The following is a 23,560-nucleotide window of genomic DNA, read 5'->3' on the forward strand; positions in this document are numbered from 1 at the left end:
ACCAACGACTATTAAAAATCGTTGGTAACAGGATGACATCACTGTTCACTATTAATTGCTGAAGGGCATGTGGGAGCTTTTTCCCCACTGTTTAACGATGAACAATTGCGCAACTGGTTATCGATATTTTTGGCAACAAGGCTACACGCATAAAATGGTGTGTCTGTTAACAGAGGGGGGGATTAATACAACATCCAGTCAATACCAAATGGCGAAGCTTACACATCTTACCGGCCTACATTACACACGAACCGTAGGCCGGATAAGCGCAGCGCCACCCGGCAACAAAAACTACAGCAGTTGCGCCAGACGGTTGATGTCTGACTGAATAGCTCCGGCGGTGACGTCACGACCTGCGCCCGGTCCACGGATCACCAGCGGGTTATCGCGATACCAGCGGCTTTCAATAGCAAAAACGTTATCGCACGGCAACAGCGCCGCCAGCGGGTGTTCAGGACGTACCGCTTCTACGCCAACGCGTGCTTTACCGTTAGCATCAAAACGCGCCACATAGCGCAGCACCAGCCCCATTTCACGCGCCGCTTCCAGGCGTTGCACCATTTGCTCGTTCAGCTCGTCGCCATTTTCAAAGAAATGGTCAATAGAGCCTTCTTCACAGTGTGCAGGCACCAGCGACTCTACGCGTACCTGATCCGGTTCGATGTCGTAACCCGCTTCACGCGCCAGAATCACCAGTTTACGCATCACATCTTTACCTGAAAGATCCACGCGCGGGTCAGGTTCAGTCAGACCCTGTTGCCACGCCTGATCCACCAGATCGGTGAATGGGACCGTGCCATCAAATTGCAGGAACAACCACGACAACGTGCCGGAGAAGATCCCGCTGATCGACAGAATGGTATCCCCGCTATCAATCAGATCGCGTACGGTATGATTGATCGGCAAGCCCGCGCCTACGGTAGCGTTATACAGCCAGTGGCGACCGGTCTTTTCAAAGGCGTCATGGATCTGACGGTAATTATTACTGTTGCTCGCCCCTGCCAGTTTATTGGCGCTGATGACGTGGAAGCCATGGCTGGCGAAATCCAGATACTGATCCGCTAACTGCTCGCTGGCTGTAACGTCCAGCACCACTAAATCATCATACGGGTGGGCGCGCATCCACAGGAACAAAGACTCTTCATCCTGTTCTACCGCCTCGTCATCAAAGAAGGCCAACGCGCGACTGGCATCCAGCCCTTCGTAATTCAGCAGGCTACGACGGCTATCAACCACACCCGCCAGTACGAATTCTAATCCGGTACGCGCCGAGAGCGTGCTCTGCTCACGAGCAAACAGCTCCAGCCAGCGCGAGCCAATGTTGCCTTTGCCGAACAGCACCAGACCAATGCGTTTTTCCGCGCGGAAGATAGACTGATGCAGACCCTGAATCAGGCTCTCCGTCGGGCCGGTGCGCAGTACCGCGACCAGGCTGATGCCCTCTTCCGACTGCCAGGTGAATTCGACCGGCTGACCTTTCAACTGTTGCCAGAAACGATGGCAGTGCAGCGGGTTACGGGTGACGCCCGCCCCGACCATCGCCACCAACGCCAACCCCTGGCGCAGACGCAGCTCGCCCGGCAGGCCAGCTTCATCCAGAATTTTCAGTGCGCCGTCAGCGACTTCTGAGGTGTAGCAAAACTGCAGCAGTTGGCGGTCAGGATGCACACCCACCGCCAGCGGACGCACCTGAGTACGTTTTAAAATCTGATCAATCTCTTTGTAGGCCAGTTTAAAGTCCTGGCTGGCAGGTACCTGGAACTCAATAAGGCACACGTCGTCATGGCTGGTCACAATACGCGCCCCGGTACCAGAAGCCAGGACGCGTTCAATACGCGTTGAACCTTGCTCCGGCGTATAGCTACAACGCAACTGGAGATCGATATCACTGCCGGAAACCGGCTGTAGGGTACGGGCATGGAGAACCGGCGCCGCCAGACGCGCCAATTCGCTGGCTTCATCCAGACGCAGCAGCGGCAGCAGACAGGCATCTTTTACTTTACGCGGATCCGCGCTGTATACCCCGGCAACATCACTCCAGATAGTTACGCGGGAAACGCCCGCCAGCGCGCCAACCTGCGTCGCCGAGTAGTCGGAGCCGTTACGTCCCAGCAGCACCGTTTCGCCGCCGTTGCTGCGGCTAATAAAGCCGGTAACGACCAGACGTTTACCCGGATGCTGCGCCAGCAGTTGCTGCAGCAGTGGGTAAGAAAGACCTTCATCTACCTGCGGCTGAGCGCCGCGCTCAGCACGTAAAAAATCGCGCGCATCCAGCCAGGCTGACTCCAGCCCCTGTTGGTTAAGGACGGCCGACATCAAACGCGCCGACCACACCTCGCCATGCCCGACGACTTCGGCATAGACAGCATCGTTCACACCGCTGTCGAGTAACCCGGCCAGGCGTTCCAGATCGTGAATAAACGCGCCGATCAGTCCATCCGCCACCTCGGGAGGTAACAAACCGCTGATAAGCTCACTTTGATAGCGACGTAACGCCTGTTGAACCTGATGCGCAGAAAGACGATCGGTCTGGCTTAACTTCAGCCAACTAATCAACTGGTTAGTGGTACTGCCTGCGGCTGAAACAACCATCATGTCATCAGGCTGCGAGTATTCCGCCATAATGCCTGCGACACGCAGATAACATTTCACATCAGCCAGACTACTACCACCAAATTTGTGCAGTTGACGACCCTTCGCCCCTGCCTGCGCAATCACACTCATGTTTACCCCTTGTTTGCAGCCCGGAAGCCATTTTCCAGGTCGGCAATTAAATCTTCGCCATCTTCAATACCGGTGGAGATACGCAGCAGCGTTTCCGAAATTCCGGCAGCAGCACGCGCTTCTGGCGCCATACCCGCGTGTGTCATGGTTGCGGCGTGGGAGATCAGACTTTCAACGCCCCCTAACGATTCCGCCAGCGTAAACAATGACAACCCACTGAGGAAGCGGCGCAGCGTTTGCTCATCGCCATCCAGCTCAAAACTCAACATCGCGCCAAAACCTTTTTGCTGACGCGCGGCAATCTCATGGCCCTGATTATCCGGCAATGACGGGTGATACAATTTTTTCACCAACGGCTGAGTTTGCAGATAATCCACAATCGCCTGAGCATTACGTTGCGCCACCTCCATGCGAGGAGACAGAGTACGCAGGCCGCGCAACAGCAGATAACTATCAAACGCGCCGCCGGTCACACCAATATTATTCGCCCACCATGCCAGTTCAGTGACCGTTTCCGGATCTTTTGCTATCACTACACCGGCCACCACGTCGGAGTGACCATTTAAATATTTCGTGCATGAATGCAACACCAGATCGGCGCCTAATGCCAGAGGATTTTGCAGGGCCGGGCTTAAAAAAGTGTTGTCGACAACGCTGACCGCGCCAGCTTCACGCGCCAGCTGGCAGATTTTCGCAATATCCACCACGCGCAGCAGCGGGTTGCTTGGGCTTTCTACCAGCACTAGCTTCGGTTTTTCCGCCAGTGCCGCTTGCAACGCCTGCTCATCGCCTTGATCGACAAACAGGACGCGATAACAGCCACGCTTTGCCAGGCTGTCAAACAGACGATAGCTCCCACCGTAGCAGTCGTGCGGTGCGACCAGCAGATCGCCTGGCTTGAGGAATACCGTGGTCACCAGATGAATCGCCGACATGCCGGTATTGGTCAGTACAGCCCCCGCACCACCTTCCAGTTCCGCCAGCGCACGCTGAACGACATCACGCGTTGGGTTGCCGCGGCGCGAATAGTCATGGGCGCGAGGCTCATTAAAACCGGTAAAGTTATAGGTGCTGGAGAGGTGAATCGGCGGGACAACGCAACCGTACTGTTCGTCGTCATTTAATCCGCTACGCACTGCGATGGTGGCCTGTTTACGCGTCATATTGAGGAGATCCTGGCTGAGTCGGTGAAAAGTCAGACACCAGAGTAATCATAGTTGTGATAGCCGTCAATACATCTGGACATCTAAACTTCTTTGCGTATAGATTGAGCAAACTGGAAATAGCCGTTAAAATTATATGCATTAGCGTACATCTGCGTCGGCTTACTTCGTGTCAGGGCCACGCCACTACGATAAACTACGCGCAATTATGGTCTGGGCTCAGGTTCTGGCCTCAATATTAATGACAAAGAGGATTAGGTATCTCATGGCTGAATGGAGCGGCGAATATATCAGCCCATACGCTGAGCACGGTAAGAAGAGTGAGCAAGTCAAAAAAATTACGGTTTCCATTCCTCTGAAGGTGTTAAAAATCCTTACCGATGAACGCACGCGTCGTCAGGTTAACAACCTGCGTCACGCCACTAACAGTGAACTGCTGTGTGAAGCGTTTTTGCATGCTTTTACCGGGCAACCCTTACCCAACGATGACGACCTGCGTAAAGAGCGCAGCGATGAAATCCCGGAAGAAGCAAAGGTAATCATGCGTGAACTGGGTATCAACCCAGAAACGTGGGAATACTGATTGTTGAAGACAGATGAGAAAAGGCGGGATCACTCCCGCCGCTTCTCACTATGTTACTTACTGATACCATTGAGCTTATTCAAAGTCTCTTCCATTTTGAGCGTTTCTTTACGGTTCAACGGATAGAAATAAATCAGAATGACCGCCGCCAAAAACAAACATAAAGCCGGTAAGAGATTCGCCATCGTATAGATGTTTTCCTGAACGATGCTGGTTTGCACCGCGCCGCCCGTTGACGAAGATTGATATCCAATGATGGCCAGCATAAAGCCGCCAATAGCCCCTGCGCACGCCTGACCAACTTTACGGGCAAAGAAGTTCACGCCATAGACGGTTCCATCTTCACGATCGCCGGTGACATACTGGTGATAATCACAAACATCAGTCATAAACGCCCAAATCATCAGATTGAATAATCCGGCCCCCAGCGTTGCCAGGAACAGGAACACCAAATAGACCTTCGCGTCGGTAATGTGGGTGAAGTACATCAGCAGATACATGGCTACCGCAAAGAGCAACGCGCCGACGCTGGCTTCTTTCTTACCAAAGCGTCTTGTGAGCCAGGATGCCGATGGCGCCAGCAAAACCAGAGAGCCAAAGGTGAAAAGCAAGGCAACGGACATAGCCTCTTTGTTATGAAAATAGTCGTTAAACAGGTAAGTCATGTTGGTACCAGACAACCCCTGATTAATCACGATCAGTAGATCCACAACCACTAAAACAATCAGCGCCTTATTGCGTAACAGCCCCTTCAGCAGCACAGAAACAGGCATGCTCTCTTTTCTTTCCACCCGCACGCGTTCCGTCGTTAACTGACAGGTCAACGTTAAAAAGATAAAGCCCAGCACTGAACAACCAATAGCAATCCAGAAGAAATGCTGCCCGGAAATCACCTGGCTTCCGTCCACCAGGGTGGTGTACATCAGGATTGGAATAAAAAAGCCGGTTGTCCCGCCGCCGATGGCAGACCCAACGCTGCGCCAGGTTGACAGCGATACGCGATCCTCCGGGTTCGAGCTAATAGCTGCAGACATGGCGCCATACGGAATACTCACCGTCGATAACAGCGAACCGTAAATAAAATAGGAACAGCAGATGTAGATAATTTTCGCCGTATAAGAAAAATCATGCACAAACGGCAGGAACAGGACGACCGCAATGATGCAGAACGGATACTTCATCCGCCGCACCCATGGATTAAAACGCCCATGAACCGTCAGTTTAGAGGTATCACATAAGCGCCCTACACCAACGTCGACAAACGCATCAAAGAGTTTGGTCACAAAATAGAGTGAACCAACAATGACGCCGGAAATACCAAGGACGTTGGTGTAATAAATCATTAAAAAACTATTTACCAGTCCAAGAATAAAACAGGTTCCGAGGTCGCCACATAAATAACCGAATTTATCTCTTAACCCGAAAGGTCTGACGGTAATATTTTGATTACTTCCGATCATAGTTCCATCATTAGACATGATGTTAACTCCTTAGACACATTATTCACGCAAGTTATGCGTATATACCGATGCTCAATGTAATAAATCGATAAGAAGCGTATTGATGGTCAGAAGTTATAACCGAGACCAACGCGATAACGGGTCTGACGATCGTCCGTGGTGGTAGTGTTATAGCCCGAGGAAACGTTACCAACCTCAACAAATGGAACCCATGAGCCTATTTTATACGCCACCCGGAAGTTATATTCGTAATCGTCTTTTCGGTTGTTATATAAATCTTCGCTATCGGCAATTTTATAAATGCCATTTAGCTCAAACATCCAGTCATGGATGTTGTAACCGAGCCATGCTTCCGGACGATAGACCATGCGGTCATCTTTGCCGTCGGAGTTTCTGCGCATGTACTCCTGGCGATAGCGGAACGCGGTCCACCAGTTGTCATTGATATTATACTGTACGCGAATATAAGGCTTATATATCGCGATATTATCGCCCGTTTCGATCGCAATGCCCGGCTGCCAGATAAGACCTTGCCAGGTGAACTGGTAGCTTGCCGTATACTCATTGCCATTACTTTCCATATTATTCCACGCATCATTAGATTGCGTATCTTCGGAACGTGAAATGGCTTCCACTGCCACACCAAAACCCGTAGCAAAACGGTGAGACATATAAACACGGTCGTAATTGCGACCATCGTCATAATATTCATGTCGATAATCAACATAACCCGCATGCGCGGCCGCAGAGAATAATGGAATCAGTAATAACGCGGATTTAAATTTCATGACCATCCCTCTTCACACTATATCAAGGAAATTGTCCATCTCGTCCCATCAATAAATGAGGGAACGATGAAGGAATAAGAATAATTTTATATTTCCACGAAAGTGTATTTTAGAAAGAAGGAAGAAACCTTTGGTATTTTGCCAAAAACTGGCATAAGTGGCAAAAATCAGAAGATGAAAAGGATTCAGATCACCAGTTGAAACATTTTATCGTAAAAATAAAAACACTGTTTTATTTATTAAAGAAAAGACATCATTCAATACATCAATACGAATTTCAGTCTGCAGGCACAGAAACAAAAAAAGCGCCATAAGGCGCTTTTTTCTGACAGCTGAAACTTACTTGCTGCCTGGGATGCTGAAACGCTTGTTGAAGCGATCAACACGGCCACCGGTAGCAACATCACGCTGCTTGCCAGTATAGAACGGGTGGCACTGACCGCACACGTCCAGGTTCAGATCGTGACCGACGGTAGAGCGGATTTTCATGACGTTACCGCAAGAGCAGTTTGCAGTAATTTCTTCGTATTTCGGGTGAATATCTTTTTTCATGGGAAAACCTCGGTTTAAGGCCGCGTCGCTCTTCCAGCCCTAACGCCAGACACCACGCGATGTTAATTATTCCCCGTCACCTTTCACACTGCTGATGCGTTGCCTGCGTTCACTCACTCTGGTCACATAGTTCACTATGCTCCCAGAGATTCGCTCGCTTGCCGCCTTCCAGCCGCGCGAAACTTTCGGGTAATGGTCAGTATTTGACGCAATCAATTTGCATCAAAGGCGGCGAATCATACAGAAATTAACCTGCTCATGCAAACTGATCCGCATTCTACCCTTCACTAATGTGTATACTAACCCGCCAGATTTCAAGTCAGGATGATTCAATGCCCGTTGCGCACGTTGCCTTACCCGTTCCGCTTCCTCGTACCTTTGACTACCTCCTGCCGGAAGGCATGAGCGCCAAAGCCGGGTGTCGTGTACGCGTGCCCTTTGGCAAGCAACAGGAGCGCGTGGGTATCGTTCTGTCCGTCAGCGAGCACAGCGAACTGCCGCGGAGCGAATTGAAAGCCGTTCTCGAAGTGCTGGACAGCGAACCGGTTTATTCGACCTCCGTCTGGCGTCTGCTGTTGTGGGCGGCTGATTATTACCATCATCCTATTGGCGACGTGCTGTTTCATGCCCTGCCAATTTTACTGCGCCAGGGGCGCCCGGCGACAAACGCGCCCATGTGGTACTGGTTTGCCACTGAAGAAGGTCAGGTTACCGATCTCAACAGCCTGAAGCGCTCTCCCAAGCAGCAGCAGGCGCTGGCTGCGCTACGCCAGGGAAAAATCTGGCGCGACCAGGTGGCTGAACTGGAATTTAATGACGCCGCATTACAGGCGCTGCGGAAAAAAGGGCTGTGCGAGCTGGCGAGCGAAACGCCTGGCTTTAGTGACTGGCGAACAAACTACGCGGTTTCCGGTGAGCGTCTGCGACTGAACACCGAGCAGGCCACCGCCGTCGGGGCGATTCACAGCGCATCGGACAGTTTTAGCGCATGGCTATTAGCAGGCGTGACGGGCTCAGGCAAAACAGAGGTCTATCTAAGCGTCCTGGAAAATGTTCTCGCCCAGGGCAAACAGGCGCTGGTGATGGTGCCGGAGATTGGCCTGACGCCGCAAACTATTGCTCGTTTTCGCGAACGCTTCCATGCGCCGGTCGAAGTCCTGCACTCTGGCTTGAACGACAGCGAACGCCTTTCAGCCTGGCTGAAAGCCAAAAATGGCGAAGCGGCGATAGTTATCGGCACGCGCTCGTCGCTGTTTACGCCGTTTAAAAATCTTGGCGTAATTGTCATCGACGAAGAGCACGACAGCTCTTATAAACAGCAGGAAGGCTGGCGCTATCATGCGCGCGACCTGGCGGTTTACCGTGCCCACAGCGAGCAGATCCCGATTATTCTCGGCTCAGCCACCCCAGCGCTGGAAACGCTGTGTAACGTGCGGCAGAACAAATATCGCATGCTGCGCCTGACGCGACGCGCCGGAAATGCGCGCCCTGCCACTCAGCACGTGCTGGATCTCAAAGGTCAGCAGGTGCAGGCCGGACTCGCCCCTGCGCTTATCACCCGTATGCGTCAGCACCTGCAGGCGAATAACCAGGTGATCCTGTTTTTGAACCGCCGGGGTTTTGCGCCTGCGCTGCTGTGCCACGACTGCGGCTGGATTGCCGAATGTCCGCGTTGCGATCACTACTACACGCTACATCAAGCACAGCACCATTTACGCTGTCACCACTGCGACAGCCAGCGCCCGATACCGCGCCAGTGTCCTTCCTGCGGCTCGACGCATATGGTTCCGGTTGGACTCGGCACCGAACAGCTTGAGCAGGCTCTGGCGCCTTTTTTCCCCGGCGTGCCAATCTCACGCATCGATCGCGACACCACCAGCCGTAAAGGGTCGCTGGAGCAGCATCTGGCGGAAGTGCATCGCGGCGGCGCGCGAATTCTGATCGGAACGCAAATGCTGGCCAAAGGCCACCACTTCCCGGACGTCACCCTGGTGGCGCTGCTGGACGTCGACGGCGCGCTATTCTCTGCAGATTTCCGGTCAGCAGAACGCTTCGCCCAGCTCTACACCCAGGTTTCCGGGCGAGCAGGGCGCGCCGGGAAACAAGGCGAAGTCGTGCTGCAAACGCACCATCCTGAACATCCGCTGCTGCAAACCTTGCTGTATAAAGGTTATGACGCATTTGCCGAGCAGGCGCTGGCCGAGCGACAAACGCTCCAGCTTCCCCCCTGGACCAGCCATGTGATCGTGCGGGCAGAAGATCACAACAACCAGCATGCGCCAATGTTCTTACAACAGTTGCGAAATCTGATTCAGGCCAGTCCGCTGGCCGATGACAAGCTCTGGGTGCTCGGCCCGGTTCCCGCCCTGGCGCCCAAACGCGGCGGTCGCTATCGCTGGCAAATTTTATTGCAGCACCCGTCGCGAATTCGTCTGCAACATATCATCAGCGGCACGCTGGCGCTGATCAATACGTTACCCGATGCACGTAAGGTTAAATGGGTGCTGGATGTCGATCCCATCGAGGGATAATGCCTCATGATGCGAGGCGGATCGTAAAATTAAACATCCATCACACTTTTTATGAAAATTCTGTAACCGCTTCCATTAACTATCTGATAAAAATGTTTCAGATGAAGGTTACCCAGGGACGAGTCTGTGCCAGCAGCCCTCTGGCGAGGAGAAAGAGTGAAACCGAATAAGCAGGTTGCCGCCGCTACGATGAAAGATGTTGCTCTGAAGGCGAAAGTCTCAACGGCAACCGTATCCCGCGCATTAATGAACCCGGACAAAGTCTCACAGTCAACCCGTAACAAAGTTGAGCAGGCCGCGCTGGAAGTGGGATATTTACCCCAATCAATGGGACGCAACGTTAAGCGTAATGAATCACGTACCATTCTGGTGATTGTGCCGGATATCTGCGATCCGTTTTTTAGCGAGGTGATTCGCGGCATAGAAGTGACCGCCGCAGAACAGGGATATCTGGTGCTGATCGGCGATTGCGCGCACCAGAATCAACAGGAAAAGACCTTCCTCAACCTCATTATCACCAAGCAGATCGATGGCATGGTGCTGCTCAGCTCGCGCCTGCCGTTTGATGCCAGCGTGGAAGAGCAGCGCAACCTGCCGCCGATGGTCATGTCCAATGAGTTCGCCCCAGAGCTGGAACTCCCCACCGTGCACATTGATAACCTCACCGCCGCCTTCAACGCGATGAACTATCTGCTGGAACTGGGACATAAACGCATTGGCTGTATCGCCGGCCCAGAGGACATGCCGCTGTGCCATTACCGTCTGCAAGGTTACGTTCAGGCATTGCGCCGCAGCGGAATTACGGTCGATCCACATTTTATCGCGCGCGGCGACTTTACCTATGAAGCGGGAGCCAATGCGCTGAAGCAGCTCCTTGAGCTACCGCAACCACCTACCGCGGTCTTTTGCCACAGCGATGTCATGGCGCTGGGCGCCCTCTCTTACGCCAAACGTCAGGGTCTGAAGGTACCTGACGATTTATCCATCATTGGCTTTGATAACATTTCGCTCACGGAATTTTGTGATCCACCCCTGACAACCGTTGCACAGCCGCGTTTCGATATCGGACGCGAAGCTATGCTGTTACTGCTCGATCAATTACAAGGGCAGAGCGTCAGCAGTGGCTCACGTTTACTCGACTGCGAGCTTATTATTCGGGGTACTACCCGGGCACTGACGTAAAGTAAAGTGCTTTCGGACTCCCCTGTCTGGTCAAAGGCCCGCCGCTTAAGTAACATGGCGGGCTGACGAACGAATAAATACAGCGAAACGATAGTGGCACAACGAGATTATGTACGTCGCGGCCAACCGGCACCTTCGCGGCGCAAGAAGAGCACATCACGGAAAAAACAACGCAATACGCCTGCGGTATCGCCCGCTATGGTTGCTATTGCTGCAGCCGTACTCGTGACCTTTATCGGTGGTCTGTACTTCATTACGCATCACAAGAAAGAAGAGTCCGAAACGCTGCAAAACCAGAAAGTCACCGGTAATGGCATTCCACCAAAACCGGAAGAGCGCTGGCGATACATCAAAGAGCTGGAAAGCCGTCAGCCTGGCGTACGTGCGCCTACCGAACCGTCTGCAGGCGGCGAGGTGCTGAACGCCGACCAGCTAACCAATGAGCAGCGCCAGTTGTTGGCGCAAATGCAGGCTGATATGCGTCAACAGCCAACGCAGCTCAACGAAGTACCGTGGAACGAACAAACGCCTGAACAGCGCCAGCAAACGCTGCAGCGTCAGCGTCAGGTGCAACAGCAGCAGTGGAACAACACCCAGCAGCAGGCTCAACAGCCACGCCAACGGGCAGCAGAACAGCCGTACCAGCAGCCGCAAACGCGTACTGCGCAAGCCGCCCCGGTACAGCAGCCGAAAGCGCAGCCAAAACCGGCAGCCCAACAGCCGTATCAGGATCTGCTGCAAACGCCGGCGCATACCGCCGCTGCTCAGCCGAAAACACAGCCGGCCGCGCCAATAACCAATGAAACGCAGCCGCCAAAACAGACGGCGGAGAAAAAAGATGAACGCCGCTGGATGGTACAGTGCGGCTCATTTAAAGGTGCTGAGCAGGCAGAAACGGTGCGTGCGCAGCTGGCCTTTGAAGGCTTCAACTCACGTATTACCACCAATAACGGCTGGAATCGCGTGGTCATTGGTCCGGTCAAAGGCAAAGAGAATGCCGACAACACCATCAGCCGCCTGAAGGTTGCTGGTCACACAAACTGCATTCGACTCGCCACTGGGGGTTGAAACCCCCAAAATCCCCCCCATCTATACTTGCATTACGCCCCGCACACTGCGCGGGGCCTGTATTTTGCATTTGTAACCAAGGGGTCTGCTCGTGACAACAATAGTAAGCGTACGCCGTAACGGCCATGTGGTAATCGCCGGTGATGGTCAGGCCACACTGGGTAACACCGTAATGAAAGGCAACGTGAAGAAAGTCCGCCGTTTGTATAACGACAAAGTCATCGCGGGCTTTGCGGGCGGTACTGCGGATGCATTCACGCTGTTTGAACTGTTCGAACGCAAGCTGGAAATGCATCAGGGTCACCTGGTGAAAGCTGCCGTTGAACTGGCAAAAGACTGGCGTACTGACCGTATGCTGCGCAAACTCGAAGCGCTGCTGGCCGTCGCAGATGAAACTGCATCGCTCATCATCACCGGTAACGGCGACGTCATCCAGCCAGAAAACGATCTGATTGCCATCGGCTCCGGCGGCCCTTACGCCCAGGCTGCTGCACGCGCTCTGCTGGAAAACACCGAGCTTGGCGCACGCGAGATTGCTGAGAAAGCGTTGGATATTGCAGGGGATATCTGCATTTATACCAACCACTTCCATACCATCGAAGAATTGAACTCCAAAGCGTAAGGATCCCCCATGTCTGAAATGACCCCACGCGAAATTGTCAGCGAACTGAACAAACACATCATCGGCCAGGATAACGCTAAGCGTTCCGTGGCGATTGCCCTGCGTAACCGCTGGCGCCGTATGCAGCTTAACGAAGAGCTGCGCCATGAAGTGACGCCGAAAAACATTCTGATGATTGGCCCGACCGGCGTTGGTAAAACCGAAATCGCCCGTCGTCTGGCAAAACTGGCCAATGCGCCGTTCATCAAAGTTGAAGCAACAAAATTCACCGAAGTTGGCTATGTTGGTAAAGAAGTTGACTCCATCATCCGCGATCTGACCGATGCAGCCATCAAAATGGTCCGCGTTCAGGCAATCGAGAAAAACCGCTTCCGTGCCGAAGAGATGGCGGAAGAGCGCATTCTCGACGTGCTGATCCCACCAGCTAAAAATAACTGGGGACAGTCTGAGCAGCCGCAGGAGCCTTCTGCAGCGCGTCAGGCGTTCCGTAAAAAACTGCGTGAAGGCCAGTTGGATGACAAAGAGATCGAAATCGATCTCGCGGCCGCACCGATGGGCGTTGAAATTATGGCGCCTCCGGGAATGGAAGAGATGACCAGCCAGCTGCAGTCCATGTTCCAGAACCTGGGCGGTCAGAAGCAAAAACCACGTAAGCTGAAAATCAAAGACGCGATGAAGCTGCTGATTGAAGAAGAAGCAGCCAAACTGGTAAACCCGGAAGAGCTGAAACAGGAAGCTATCGACGCCGTTGAGCAGCACGGGATCGTGTTTATCGATGAAATCGACAAAATCTGTAAGCGCGGCGAATCCTCCGGCCCGGACGTGTCCCGTGAAGGCGTACAGCGAGACCTGCTGCCGCTGGTTGAAGGCTGCACGGTCTCTACCAAGCACGGTATGGTGAAAACAGATCACATTCTGTTTATCGCTTCTGGCGCATTCCAGGTCGCGAAACCGTCTGACCTGATCCCGGAACTGCAGGGTCGTCTGCCGATTCGTGTCGAGCTGCAGGCGCTGACCACCAGCGATTTTGAGCGTATCCTTACCGAACCGAATGCCTCCATCACCGTTCAGTACAAAGCGCTGATGGCGACCGAAGGTGTGGACATCAACTTCACCGAATCGGGCATTAAACGCATTGCCGAAGCGGCCTGGCAGGTCAACGAAACCACCGAAAACATCGGTGCGCGTCGTCTGCATACCGTTCTTGAGCGTCTGATGGAAGATATTTCCTATGATGCGAGCGATTTAAACGGCCAAAGCATCACAATTGATGCCGATTATGTGAGCAAACATCTGGATGCGCTGGTCGCAGATGAAGATCTGAGCCGTTTTATCCTATAATCGCGTTCAATGCATTTTCATCACTGTTGATGGGGCTGATAAAGCCCCATTTTTATTGGCGCTAAATATGACTGAACAACAACAAATTAGCCGCTCACAAGCCTGGCTGGAAAGTTTACGACCTAAGACCTTACCGCTCGCCTTCGCGGCGATCATCGTCGGTACGGCATTAGCATGGTGGCAAGGATACTTCGATCCGCTGGTTGCTCTGCTGGCATTGATTACGGCAGGACTACTGCAAATTCTGTCCAATCTCGCTAACGACTATGGCGATGCCGTCAAAGGCAGCGACAAGCCCGACCGTATTGGACCACTGCGCGGGATGCAAAAAGGGGTTATCACCCAACAGCAGATGAAGCGCGCGCTGATCGTCACCGTGGTGTTGATCTGTCTGTCCGGTCTGGCCCTGGTTGCTGTGGCCTGTCACACGCTGGCGGATTTTGTCGGCTTCCTGGTGCTTGGAGGCCTGTCGATTATCGCCGCGATCACTTATACCGTGGGCAATCGCCCTTATGGATACATCGGCCTCGGCGATATTTCCGTGCTGGTATTCTTCGGCTGGCTCAGCGTGATGGGGAGCTGGTATCTGCAGGCGCATACGTTGATTCCGGCGCTGATTCTGCCTGCCACCGCCTGCGGCCTGCTGGCAACCGCCGTGCTCAACGTCAACAACCTGCGCGATATCAACAGCGACAGGGAGAACGGCAAGAATACGTTGGTCGTGCGTTTAGGCGCCGTCAATGCCCGCCGCTACCATGCCTGCCTGCTGATGGGGACACTGGTCTGCCTGGCGCTGTTTAACCTGTTTTCGCTGCAAAGTCTGTGGGGATGGCTGTTTATTCTCGCCGCTCCGCTGCTAATCAAACAGGCACGTTACGTGATGCGCGAGATGGATCCTGCGGCAATGCGCCCAATGCTGGAACGCACCGTAAAAGCAGCGCTATTAACTAACTTACTGTTTGTTGTCGGGATTTTCTTAAGTCAGTGGTCTCTTTAACTGACAAATATCAATTAACAATTTCAGTTTTTAGAATCGCATAACGCCTCGCAACCCTTACAAATAGAGGGGCGCGAGGTTTTTCCATGTTTTTTATATTTTCCGGAGATACCTCGGGGATACCAACGAACGGTAAACACCGTGACCTATAAGTACTAAAATCAGCGTTTCCCAGCTTACTTAACCGATTACGGGGTCTGACGCTCAACCGTACGATCTCGTACGATTGCTCCCCAAACCAGGGGCCTTAACGCGAGAAGCGGCGTAACCGCAGTTTGTGACAATTTCGGATATTTCCCGCATTTTTTAACACGGAAAAATTTACTTTAAGGCGTATTAAGGTGTTTTACCAATGGATGATGTCTCCAATGATAAGGGAAATGAACGATATAGACCGGGGCGGGTTACGGCTGTTAACGCTTGGTGAGATTAACTTGGCCCGTACCCTCTACGCTTTCACCCTCCGCTATAACGAAGTCTGGATCCACCGCAGCAGCTATCTACCTTTCAACCTCCAAAAGAACAACTACGCCATGACGCCCAACGGCGAATTGTACTTTCAGGAAGGTACTTATGAGCCTGACTTTTCACAGCCGCATGTTAATAACGATCGCGTTGGTGGGCAGCATCTTTTTTTACATGAAATGATGCACGTCTGGCAGCATCAGCGCGGGATGATGGTAAGGATACGGGGCCTGTTCTCTTGGGCAGTTGATTACTATTACACCTTGGATAAGGCTATACTCTTGGATTACGGATTAGAGCAGCAGGCTGCAATGGTGGCTGATTATTGGCTACTTAAAACGCATGGATTCGGCAACCGCTCTGATTTGTATCGCCTCAAGGATTACGATCCATCTGAGCCTGTCCTTAGCCTCATATCCCGCTATGAGAAAGTATTAGGGAGGTTCCCGCATTGAAACACTACTTTCTCATTCCTGCCTTTTTTGCGCTGGCTGGGTGTGGCGCTGGCGACAGCGTTCCCCCATGGCGTAGTTTCCCTATTATAAATAATTCGCTTTGCTTCTCTGTTAATAAATCGGACGTTCTGAGCCGATACGGCGTTTATTCTGAGCAGGGGAATGAATACAAGACATTGGCGGAAAATTCGCATGTAGCTCTCTCCTATCCTGAAACGTGCTTAAAAATACCGATAACGCCGGGCTATATCTATGCGGCTTCATACACGTTGAACGGAAAGAATTACCGTTACAACTTTTTTATCGACAGAAACGGGCAAATATTAAGCACAAAATAAGGAGATCTATAAATGTCATTACCAGCTTATATGTATATTTATGATGAAAATGGACAGCTGATCAAAGGCAGTTGCATGGCGCTGGGCCGTGAGAGTGCAATTGAAATCATGAACAGCAGTTACGGTGTGTACCAAAACACATGCCGCAACACTGGTAAGCTGATGGGTTCGCGCGAACACAACGCTTTTACCCTGCACAAAGAGATTGATAAGACCTCGCCATATTTTGCGGTTGCAGTCTGCCAAAGTAAGCGGCTGCAAAAGGCAGTAATCCACTATTACGACATCAACGAGGCGGGTGTCGAATACGAGATTTACCGAATTACGCTTAACAACATCGTAATCATGTCCGTCAATGCTGCTCATGCTTATATGCCGGGTTCCCACACTCCGGGCATGATGGAAAATATCGCCATCACCTACTCAGGCATTGAGTGGTTTTATATCGAAGGGAATATCAAATACGACGATGACTGGAGCCGCCTGGTTGGTTACAACCAGCAGCAGAGGTAATTCTAATTGGCTGGCAGATCTGCTGAAATAAAGACCACTTAGCAGACTGCCTGCAATACTCGTCGCTATTCCCGAACACGCTTACTTGCAATACGAGCGTACCTGGTCATCAAATCAACGTAAATCAAACCAATAATGCAAAAACTTTATAAGATTAAAATCATAAGGTTACGTTCTTAGCGTACATTTCCGTACGGTTGGGCTTCAACCCCCATCAACACATCAGTTTTATAGCCTGCTATAGCCCATTGTCTTACGGTATCAAGGGCCGTGAGCCAGTTGCCTAAATCATTATTTCTGATATTAGTTGTTCTCCGTGTATTTCCATTCCAAAGCATTTTTATACTTAAAATGGTTGTGGGCGGATCCGGTAATAATCTCCCGCCATCTTTATCACGGTAGCTATCATATGCATAGCGATAGACAGCACGCAGAACACGGGCCCATAAATCAGCCTGGGCTTTACTGCCTTTTTCTTCACGCCTGAACGGGCCACCAAACCATATGCCCGCTCTCTGGCCTGCTCAATAGTCATATCCGGGAACTTGCCCAACGTCACACGGTAAAATTTTCCGTCGCGCTTTCGGGACACACTAAAACTTTTGCTGCAACTAGACGTAACGCGCAGACGCAACCCATTAACGACACTATCAGCATATTCAAGGCGTTTGCCGGCATCAGGAACGGGGAGTTCCATCAGCACGGCTTTGGTGAATCTGATCGTTCTCATAGGGCTTTCTTTTATGTTCCAGCAATCTACCGGAGATACCTCGGGGATACTTTACAGAGGGAAATCCGGGTAATTGTAGGTCATTATCGGCTGTTTTAAAAATCAGTAATCACCTGTTTTTCAATGAAAAATACGAATAGCTATTGATCTGGACACTAATTAACAATTGATGATTTTGCCAACAGTACACATAGCGCGATATACTAAAAATTCTCGCAGCAACTGAACGTTAAGCCTATGAAATACGATACATCCGAGCTTTGTGACATCTATCAGGAAGATGTCAACGTCGTGGAACCGCTGTTCTCTAACTTTGGAGGACGGGCGTCGTTTGGCGGACAAATCATCACGGTAAAATGTTTCGAGGACAACGGGTTGCTGTACGATCTGCTCGAACAAAACGGCCGTGGTCGTGTTCTGCTGGTCGATGGCGGCGGTTCTGTCCGTCGTGCACTGGTCGATGCCGAACTGGCAAGACTGGCCGTACAGAATGAATGGGAAGGTCTGGTCATCTACGGCTCAGTCCGCCAGGTAGACGATCTGGGAGAACTGGATATCGGCATTCAGGCGATTGCCGCCATTCCGGTAGGTGCTGCAGGTGAAGGGATTGGGGAAAGCGATGTGCGCGTCAACTTTGGCGGCGTGACGTTCTTCTCCGGCGACCACCTGTACGCCGACAACACCGGGATAATCCTCTCCGAAGACCCGCTCGATATCGAGTAAAGAAAATACCGCAAGTCGGTGTGAGGCCAGTCAGTTAAACAACTGACTGGTTTTTTTTTGCCGCTCCCCCTTTCGATTCCCCCATCCTGCGCATTGACGAAGAAAAAACTCTCTCTATACCTAATGATGAATCTCATCACTCTCATCACGAGGTCATCATGCATATCGATCTGACAGGTAAAAAAGCGCTGGTCACAGGGGCCAGTCGAGGGTTAGGGCGCGCCATCGCACTGTCGCTGGCGAAAGCCGGTGCTGATGTTGTTATAACCTATGAAAAATCTGCGGAGAAAGCCCAGGCCGTTGCCGATGAAATTACAGCGCTTGGCCGCCATGGTGAGGCCATTCAGGCAAACAGTGCTGACGCTCAGGCAATTCAGAACGCCGTAAACCGCACGGTACAGTCACTTGGAGGACTGGATATTCTGGTCAACAACGCTGGGATCGCGCGCGGCGGCCCGCTGGAGTCGATGTCACTGGAAGACATCGACGCATTGATTAACGTGAATATCCGTGGCGTGGTGGTAGCCATACAGGCCGCGTTGCCACATCTCCCTGAAGGTGGGCGAATTATCAATATTGGCAGTTGCCTTGCCAACCGCGTCGCCCAACCGGGGATTGCTGTTTACGCGATGACTAAATCAGCGCTCAACTCGCTAACCCGTGGCCTGGCTCGCGATCTCGGCCCACGGGGTATTACCGTTAATCTTGTCCATCCTGGCCCAACTGACAGTGATATGAACCCAGCAGATGGCGAGCAGGCAGAATCCCAACGGCAGCTTATTGCTACAGGGCATTATGGAACACCGGAGGATGTTGCAGCGGCGGTGACGTTTCTGGCAAGCCCAGCGGCTGGGCAGATTTCCGGCACCGGTCTGGACGTAGATGGGGGTTTGAATGCCTGAAACGAACGTTGTATTGCGGTAAGCTATTGTATTGCCGGATGACAGCTTGCGCCTTATCCGGCCTACAAACTCGTACTCTAAATCCTCTAAAGATTTCGCGTCAGGGCAAGGCGGCAAGTAAGTGAATCCCCAGGAGCATAGGCCACTATGTGACTGGGGTGAATGCACGCAGCCAACGCCGCCATAACGTGAAATATGACGAGGATTAGACTTCTTCCATACGACCCAGCAAGGCATGCAGACGATCCTGCCAGCCGTTCTGCTGTTCTTTCAGGTTGTTGTTCTCACGCTCCAGCTCTTCACGCTGCTGCTGTGCAGACTGAACTTCCTGCGACAGTGAGTTGTTTTTTTCTTTCAGCTCTTCGATTTCCATCTGCAACAGCGTGATGGTATCAATCGCCTGCTGTACTTTTGCTTCCAGTTTCTCAAACACTTCTAATGACATCGTCATACCTCTCCTGAATTGCAAGGCGTTGATGGATAAAAATCCTCGTCCCGATAACCGGCGACGCCTTAATAAAAACGAGCGCACTCTACTTAACACCGATTGTATGAAGCCGCGTCATCCCTGTCCAGCGGCATCCCGCGCAGATTGCGGTTTGCAACACTTTTAGTCTTTCTCCTGGTGACATTACTGTCATAACTCTTAAGTGTTAACAGGTTGTTCAGTGAAATGATTCAGCTCACACTATTTTTGTATAACAAATACCGCGCAATGGCGCGAAAACGCTCATTTTGTTGATGGAGTACACACATTTTAATTTCGATATTTCTCGTTTTTGCGCGTTAACGATAAATTAACAGTGTGCCTACCGGCTCCGGGGATGTCAGTGACCTTCTCGCAAACAATAAACATTAAACTCTCTTCAGGATCCGATTATGAGTCAAACCTCAACCTTAAAAGGCCAGTGCATTGCTGAATTCCTCGGTACCGGGTTGTTGATTTTCTTCGGTGTGGGCTGTGTCGCTGCACTCAAAGTAGCTGGGGCTACTTTTGGTCAGTGGGAAATCAGTGTCATCTGGGGTCTGGGGGTAGCAATGGCTATCTATCTGACCGCAGGCGTTTCTGGTGCACATCTGAATCCAGCGGTAACCATCGCACTCTGGCTGTTCGCCTGTTTTGATAAACGCAAAGTTGTCCCTTTTATTATTTCGCAAATTGCCGGCGCCTTTTGCGCAGCGGCATTGGTTTACGGGCTTTATTACAATCTTTTCCTCGATTTCGAACAAACTAACCATATCGTGCGCGGCAGTACCGAGAGCCTGGGTCTGGCAGGTACTTTCTCCACCTACCCGAATCCGCATATCAATTTTGTGCAGGCCTTCGCGGTTGAAATGGTCATTACCGCTATTCTAATGGGGCTGATTCTGGCTCTGACCGACGATGGTAACGGTGTGCCTCGTGGTCCGCTGGCACCGCTGCTGATCGGTTTGTTGATTGCCGTTATTGGTGCTTCCATGGGGCCGCTGACAGGTTTTGCCATGAACCCGGCACGTGACTTCGGACCGAAACTCTTCGCCTGGATGGCCGGATGGGGTGAGATTGCCTTCACGGGTGGTCGCGATATCCCTTACTTCCTGGTCCCGGTGTTTGGCCCGATTACCGGCGCGATTTTAGGCGCATGGGCATATCGCAAACTGATTGGTCGTCATTTACCGTGCGATGTCTGCGCGATTGAAGAAAAAGACGTTGCGACCAACACTCAACAAAAAGCTTCGCAGTAATGTGACTACGGGACAAAAAAATTATGACTGAAAAAAAATATATCGTTGCGCTCGACCAGGGCACCACCAGCTCCCGCGCGGTCGTAATGGACCACGATGCGAATATCGTTGCCGTTTCACAGCGCGAATTCGAGCAAATCTACCCGAAAGCAGGTTGGGTAGAACACGACCCAATGGAAATTTGGGCGACCCAAAGCTCAACGCTGGTAGAAGTTCTGGCGAAAGCCGATATCAGTTCCGATGAGATTGCAGCGATCGGTATTACCAACCAGCGTGAAACCACCATCGTCTGGGAGCGTGAAACCGGTAAACCAATCTATAACGCTATTGTGTGGCAGTGTCGTCGTACCGCGGATATCTGCGAAAAGCTCAAGCGCGACGGTATGGAAGAGTACATCCGCAATAACACCGGTCTGGTCATTGACCCGTACTTCTCCGGCACCAAAGTGAAATGGATCCTCGACCACGTAGAAGGCTCGCGTGAGCGCGCTCGTCGCGGTGAACTGCTGTTCGGTACCGTAGACACCTGGCTTATCTGGAAAATGACGCAGGGACGCGTACACGTAACGGATTACACCAACGCCTCGCGTACCATGCTGTTCAACATCCACTCTCTGGACTGGGATGACACGATGCTGGATGCGCTGGATATTCCGCGAGCCATGCTGCCAGAAGTACGTCGTTCTTCTGAAGTGTACGGTCAGACCAACATCGGTGGTAAGGGCGGCACGCGTATTCCTATCTCCGGTATTGCCGGTGACCAGCAGGCGGCACTGTTTGGCCAGCTATGCGTGAAGGAAGGGATGGCGAAAAACACTTACGGTACCGGCTGCTTCATGCTGATGAACACCGGCGAGAAAGCCGTTAAGTCCGAAAACGGACTGCTGACCACCATCGCCTGCGGACCGACCGGGGAAGTGAACTACGCGCTGGAAGGTGCGGTATTTATGGCTGGCGCCTCCATCCAGTGGCTGCGTGATGAAATGAAACTCATCAGCGATGCATTCGACTCCGAATATTTCGCTACCAAAGTGAAAGATACCAACGGCGTGTACGTCGTTCCGGCATTCACCGGCCTTGGCGCACCGTACTGGGACCCGTATGCACGCGGGGCCATCTTCGGTCTGACCCGTGGCGTAAACTCCAACCACATCATCCGTGCAACGCTTGAGTCAATTGCTTATCAGACCCGTGACGTACTGGAAGCGATGCAGGCTGACTCCGGTATTCGTCTGCATGCCCTGCGCGTCGATGGCGGTGCGGTAGCCAACAACTTCCTGATGCAGTTCCAGTCCGATATTCTCGGCACACGCGTTGAGCGCCCGGAAGTCCGCGAAGTCACCGCATTGGGTGCGGCATACCTCGCCGGTCTGGCTGTTGGCTTCTGGCAAAATCTGGATGAGCTGCAGGAGAAAGCGGTTATCGAGCGTGAATTCCGCCCTGGCATTGAAACCACCGAACGTAATTTCCGCTACAGCGGCTGGAAAAAAGCGGTCAAACGCGCCATGGCGTGGGAAGATCACGACGAGTAATACGTCATTGCCGGATGGCGACTGTGCCTTATCCGGCAATATCTTCGTGCGGGGGCAACCCCGCACACACATCAATAATCGCCCACCCTCCCCTGTGCTACACTTCGCGCCATTCCTTTCTGCTACGAGTTTGCAATGAGACGAGAACTTGCCATTGAATTTTCACGCGTGACCGAAGCGGCCGCGCTGGCTGGCTATAAATGGCTGGGCCGCGGCGATAAAAATACCGCTGACGGCGCGGCGGTAAACGCCATGCGTATTATGCTCAATCAGGTCAACATTGACGGCACCATCGTGATTGGCGAAGGTGAGATTGATGAAGCGCCGATGCTGTTCATCGGCGAGAAAGTCGGAACCGGTAACGGTGATGCAGTCGACATCGCCGTCGATCCTATCGAGGGCACGCGCATGACGGCCATGGGCCAGGCGAATGCGCTGGCGGTGCTGGCGGTGGGCGATAAAGGCTGTTTCCTGAACGCGCCGGACATGTACATGGAAAAGCTGATTGTCGGCCCTGGCGCAAAAGGGTCCATCGATCTGAACCTGTCGCTGGAAACCAATCTGCGAAACATTGCAGCCGCGATGAACAAACCGCTGAGTGATCTGACCGTCACCATTCTGGCAAAACCACGTCATGACGAAGTTATTGCAGAGATGACGAAACTGGGCGTGCGCGTCTTCGCTATTCCTGACGGCGACGTTGCGGCCTCGATTCTGACCTGCATGCCAGACAGTGAAGTTGACGTGCTGTACGGCATTGGCGGCGCACCGGAAGGCGTGGTTTCCGCAGCCGTGATCCGCGCGCTGGACGGCGACATGCAGGGCCGTCTGCTGGCGCGTCACGACGTCAAAGGCGACAGCGAAGAGAACCGTCGTATTGGCGAGCAGGAACTGGCCCGCTGTACCGCTATGGGCATCGAAGCAGGCAAAGCGCTGCGTCTGGATGAAATGGCGCGCAGCGACAATGTCATTTTCTCCGCCACTGGCATCACCAAAGGCGATCTGCTGGAAGGGATTAGCCGTAAAGGCAATATCGCGACCACCGAAACGCTGCTGATCCGCGGCAAATCGCGCACGATCCGCCGCATTCAGTCGATTCACTACCTCGATCGCAAGGATCCCGATGTGCAGGCGCACATCCTGTAATTGATTTGATCAATAGAGCC

General features: G+C 52.4%; 22 protein-coding genes. 15 read left to right on the top strand and 7 right to left on the bottom strand.

Annotation, left to right across the window (positions count from 1 at the left end; all coding sequences use genetic code 11):
* Nucleotides 1–291: 291 nt before the first annotated feature.
* Nucleotides 292–2,724 (bottom strand): bifunctional aspartate kinase/homoserine dehydrogenase II, encoded by a 2,433-nt coding sequence (metL, locus tag WHR59_RS22810; protein WP_075145392.1) that lies wholly within the window; start codon nt 2,722–2,724, stop codon nt 292–294.
* Nucleotides 2,725–2,726: 2 nt separating this feature from the next.
* Nucleotides 2,727–3,887 carry a cystathionine gamma-synthase gene (gene metB, locus WHR59_RS22815; RefSeq protein WP_047407401.1) on the bottom strand — a complete coding sequence of 387 codons (1,161 nt, stop codon included), beginning with the start codon at nt 3,885–3,887 and terminating at the stop codon, nt 2,727–2,729.
* 265 nt (nt 3,888–4,152) lie between these two features.
* Here metB and metJ point away from each other — a divergent pair, with 265 nt between their 5' ends.
* The gene (gene metJ / locus WHR59_RS22820; protein ID WP_003825168.1) at nt 4,153–4,470 is read left to right on the top strand and encodes a met regulon transcriptional regulator MetJ; all 318 of its coding nucleotides are present in this window, start codon (nt 4,153–4,155) and stop codon (nt 4,468–4,470) included.
* A gap of 53 nt (nt 4,471–4,523) precedes the next feature.
* On the opposite strand, the gene WHR59_RS22825 is transcribed toward metJ, so the two are convergent.
* From WHR59_RS22825 to rpmE, 3 genes are all read right to left on the bottom strand, one after another.
* Nucleotides 4,524–5,948, bottom strand: coding sequence for an MFS transporter (locus WHR59_RS22825; RefSeq protein ID WP_047407403.1), 1,425 nt, complete (start codon nt 5,946–5,948; stop codon nt 4,524–4,526).
* An 89-nt stretch (nt 5,949–6,037) separates the two neighbouring features.
* Nucleotides 6,038–6,718, bottom strand: coding sequence for an oligogalacturonate-specific porin KdgM family protein (locus tag WHR59_RS22830; RefSeq protein WP_043018929.1), 681 nt, complete (start codon nt 6,716–6,718; stop codon nt 6,038–6,040).
* A gap of 339 nt (nt 6,719–7,057) precedes the next feature.
* Entirely contained in the window at nt 7,058–7,270 is a 213-nt protein-coding gene (gene rpmE, locus WHR59_RS22835; RefSeq protein WP_008787040.1) for a 50S ribosomal protein L31, read from the bottom strand.
* 332 nt (nt 7,271–7,602) lie between these two features.
* Between rpmE and priA the strand changes: the two genes are divergently transcribed.
* The 9 genes from priA (at nt 7,603) to WHR59_RS22880 (ending at nt 16,782) form a co-directional block, all read left to right on the top strand.
* Entirely contained in the window at nt 7,603–9,801 is a 2,199-nt protein-coding gene (priA, locus tag WHR59_RS22840; RefSeq protein ID WP_075145393.1) for a primosomal protein N', read from the top strand.
* 156 nt (nt 9,802–9,957) lie between these two features.
* Nucleotides 9,958–10,983, top strand: coding sequence for a DNA-binding transcriptional regulator CytR (gene cytR / locus WHR59_RS22845; RefSeq protein WP_003825179.1), 1,026 nt, complete (start codon nt 9,958–9,960; stop codon nt 10,981–10,983).
* Nucleotides 10,984–11,076: 93 nt separating this feature from the next.
* Complete coding sequence (gene ftsN / locus WHR59_RS22850) at nt 11,077–12,051, top strand: cell division protein FtsN (protein ID WP_072033419.1); 975 nt, start codon at nt 11,077–11,079, stop codon at nt 12,049–12,051.
* Nucleotides 12,052–12,142: 91 nt separating this feature from the next.
* Nucleotides 12,143–12,673, top strand: coding sequence for an ATP-dependent protease subunit HslV (gene hslV / locus WHR59_RS22855; protein WP_003028805.1), 531 nt, complete (start codon nt 12,143–12,145; stop codon nt 12,671–12,673).
* 9 nt (nt 12,674–12,682) lie between these two features.
* Nucleotides 12,683–14,014, top strand: a complete 1,332-nt coding sequence (gene hslU, locus WHR59_RS22860) for an HslU--HslV peptidase ATPase subunit (protein WP_038636017.1) — start codon at nt 12,683–12,685, stop codon at nt 14,012–14,014.
* A gap of 67 nt (nt 14,015–14,081) precedes the next feature.
* Nucleotides 14,082–15,011, top strand: a complete 930-nt coding sequence (gene menA, locus WHR59_RS22865; RefSeq protein WP_003825185.1) for a 1,4-dihydroxy-2-naphthoate polyprenyltransferase — start codon at nt 14,082–14,084, stop codon at nt 15,009–15,011.
* A 368-nt stretch (nt 15,012–15,379) separates the two neighbouring features.
* Entirely contained in the window at nt 15,380–15,931 is a 552-nt protein-coding gene (locus WHR59_RS22870; protein ID WP_087052902.1) for a type IV secretion protein Rhs, read from the top strand.
* Complete coding sequence (locus tag WHR59_RS22875) at nt 15,928–16,269, top strand: putative T6SS immunity periplasmic lipoprotein (protein WP_220137863.1); 342 nt, start codon at nt 15,928–15,930, stop codon at nt 16,267–16,269. The genes WHR59_RS22870 and WHR59_RS22875 overlap by 4 nt, the downstream gene beginning before the upstream one ends.
* A 12-nt stretch (nt 16,270–16,281) precedes the next feature.
* Nucleotides 16,282–16,782, top strand: a complete 501-nt coding sequence (locus tag WHR59_RS22880) for an Hcp family type VI secretion system effector (RefSeq protein ID WP_087050701.1) — start codon at nt 16,282–16,284, stop codon at nt 16,780–16,782.
* A 346-nt stretch (nt 16,783–17,128) separates the two neighbouring features.
* Here WHR59_RS22880 and WHR59_RS22885 read toward each other — a convergent pair whose 3' ends face one another.
* Nucleotides 17,129–17,512, bottom strand: a complete 384-nt coding sequence (locus tag WHR59_RS22885; protein ID WP_338843480.1) for an integrase arm-type DNA-binding domain-containing protein — start codon at nt 17,510–17,512, stop codon at nt 17,129–17,131.
* Between the two features lie 237 nt (nt 17,513–17,749).
* On the opposite strand from WHR59_RS22885, the gene rraA reads away from it, so the two are divergent.
* A complete protein-coding gene (gene rraA / locus WHR59_RS22890) occupies nt 17,750–18,235 on the top strand; it encodes a ribonuclease E activity regulator RraA (RefSeq protein WP_043018926.1) in 486 nt (161 codons plus the stop codon).
* 158 nt (nt 18,236–18,393) lie between these two features.
* A complete protein-coding gene (locus WHR59_RS22895; RefSeq protein ID WP_043018925.1) occupies nt 18,394–19,137 on the top strand; it encodes an SDR family NAD(P)-dependent oxidoreductase in 744 nt (247 codons plus the stop codon).
* A gap of 205 nt (nt 19,138–19,342) precedes the next feature.
* Here the strand turns inward: WHR59_RS22895 and zapB are convergent, their stop codons facing one another.
* Complete coding sequence (gene zapB, locus WHR59_RS22900; RefSeq protein ID WP_019077914.1) at nt 19,343–19,588, bottom strand: septal ring assembly protein ZapB; 246 nt, start codon at nt 19,586–19,588, stop codon at nt 19,343–19,345.
* Nucleotides 19,589–20,016: 428 nt separating this feature from the next.
* Here zapB and WHR59_RS22905 point away from each other — a divergent pair, with 428 nt between their 5' ends.
* The 3 genes from WHR59_RS22905 to glpX all read left to right on the top strand — a co-directional run bounded on the left by WHR59_RS22905 (nt 20,017) and on the right by glpX (nt 23,540).
* Nucleotides 20,017–20,862, top strand: a complete 846-nt coding sequence (locus tag WHR59_RS22905) for an MIP/aquaporin family protein (protein ID WP_043018924.1) — start codon at nt 20,017–20,019, stop codon at nt 20,860–20,862.
* 23 nt (nt 20,863–20,885) lie between these two features.
* On the top strand, nt 20,886–22,394 hold the full coding sequence (gene glpK, locus WHR59_RS22910) for a glycerol kinase GlpK (RefSeq protein ID WP_043018923.1): 1,509 nt from the start codon (nt 20,886–20,888) through the stop codon (nt 22,392–22,394).
* Nucleotides 22,395–22,529: 135 nt separating this feature from the next.
* Entirely contained in the window at nt 22,530–23,540 is a 1,011-nt protein-coding gene (glpX, locus tag WHR59_RS22915; RefSeq protein WP_338843481.1) for a class II fructose-bisphosphatase, read from the top strand.
* Nucleotides 23,541–23,560 lie beyond the last annotated feature (20 nt).

The organism is Citrobacter europaeus, from assembly GCF_037482245.1.
Lineage (GTDB): Bacteria > Pseudomonadota > Gammaproteobacteria > Enterobacterales > Enterobacteriaceae > Citrobacter > Citrobacter europaeus.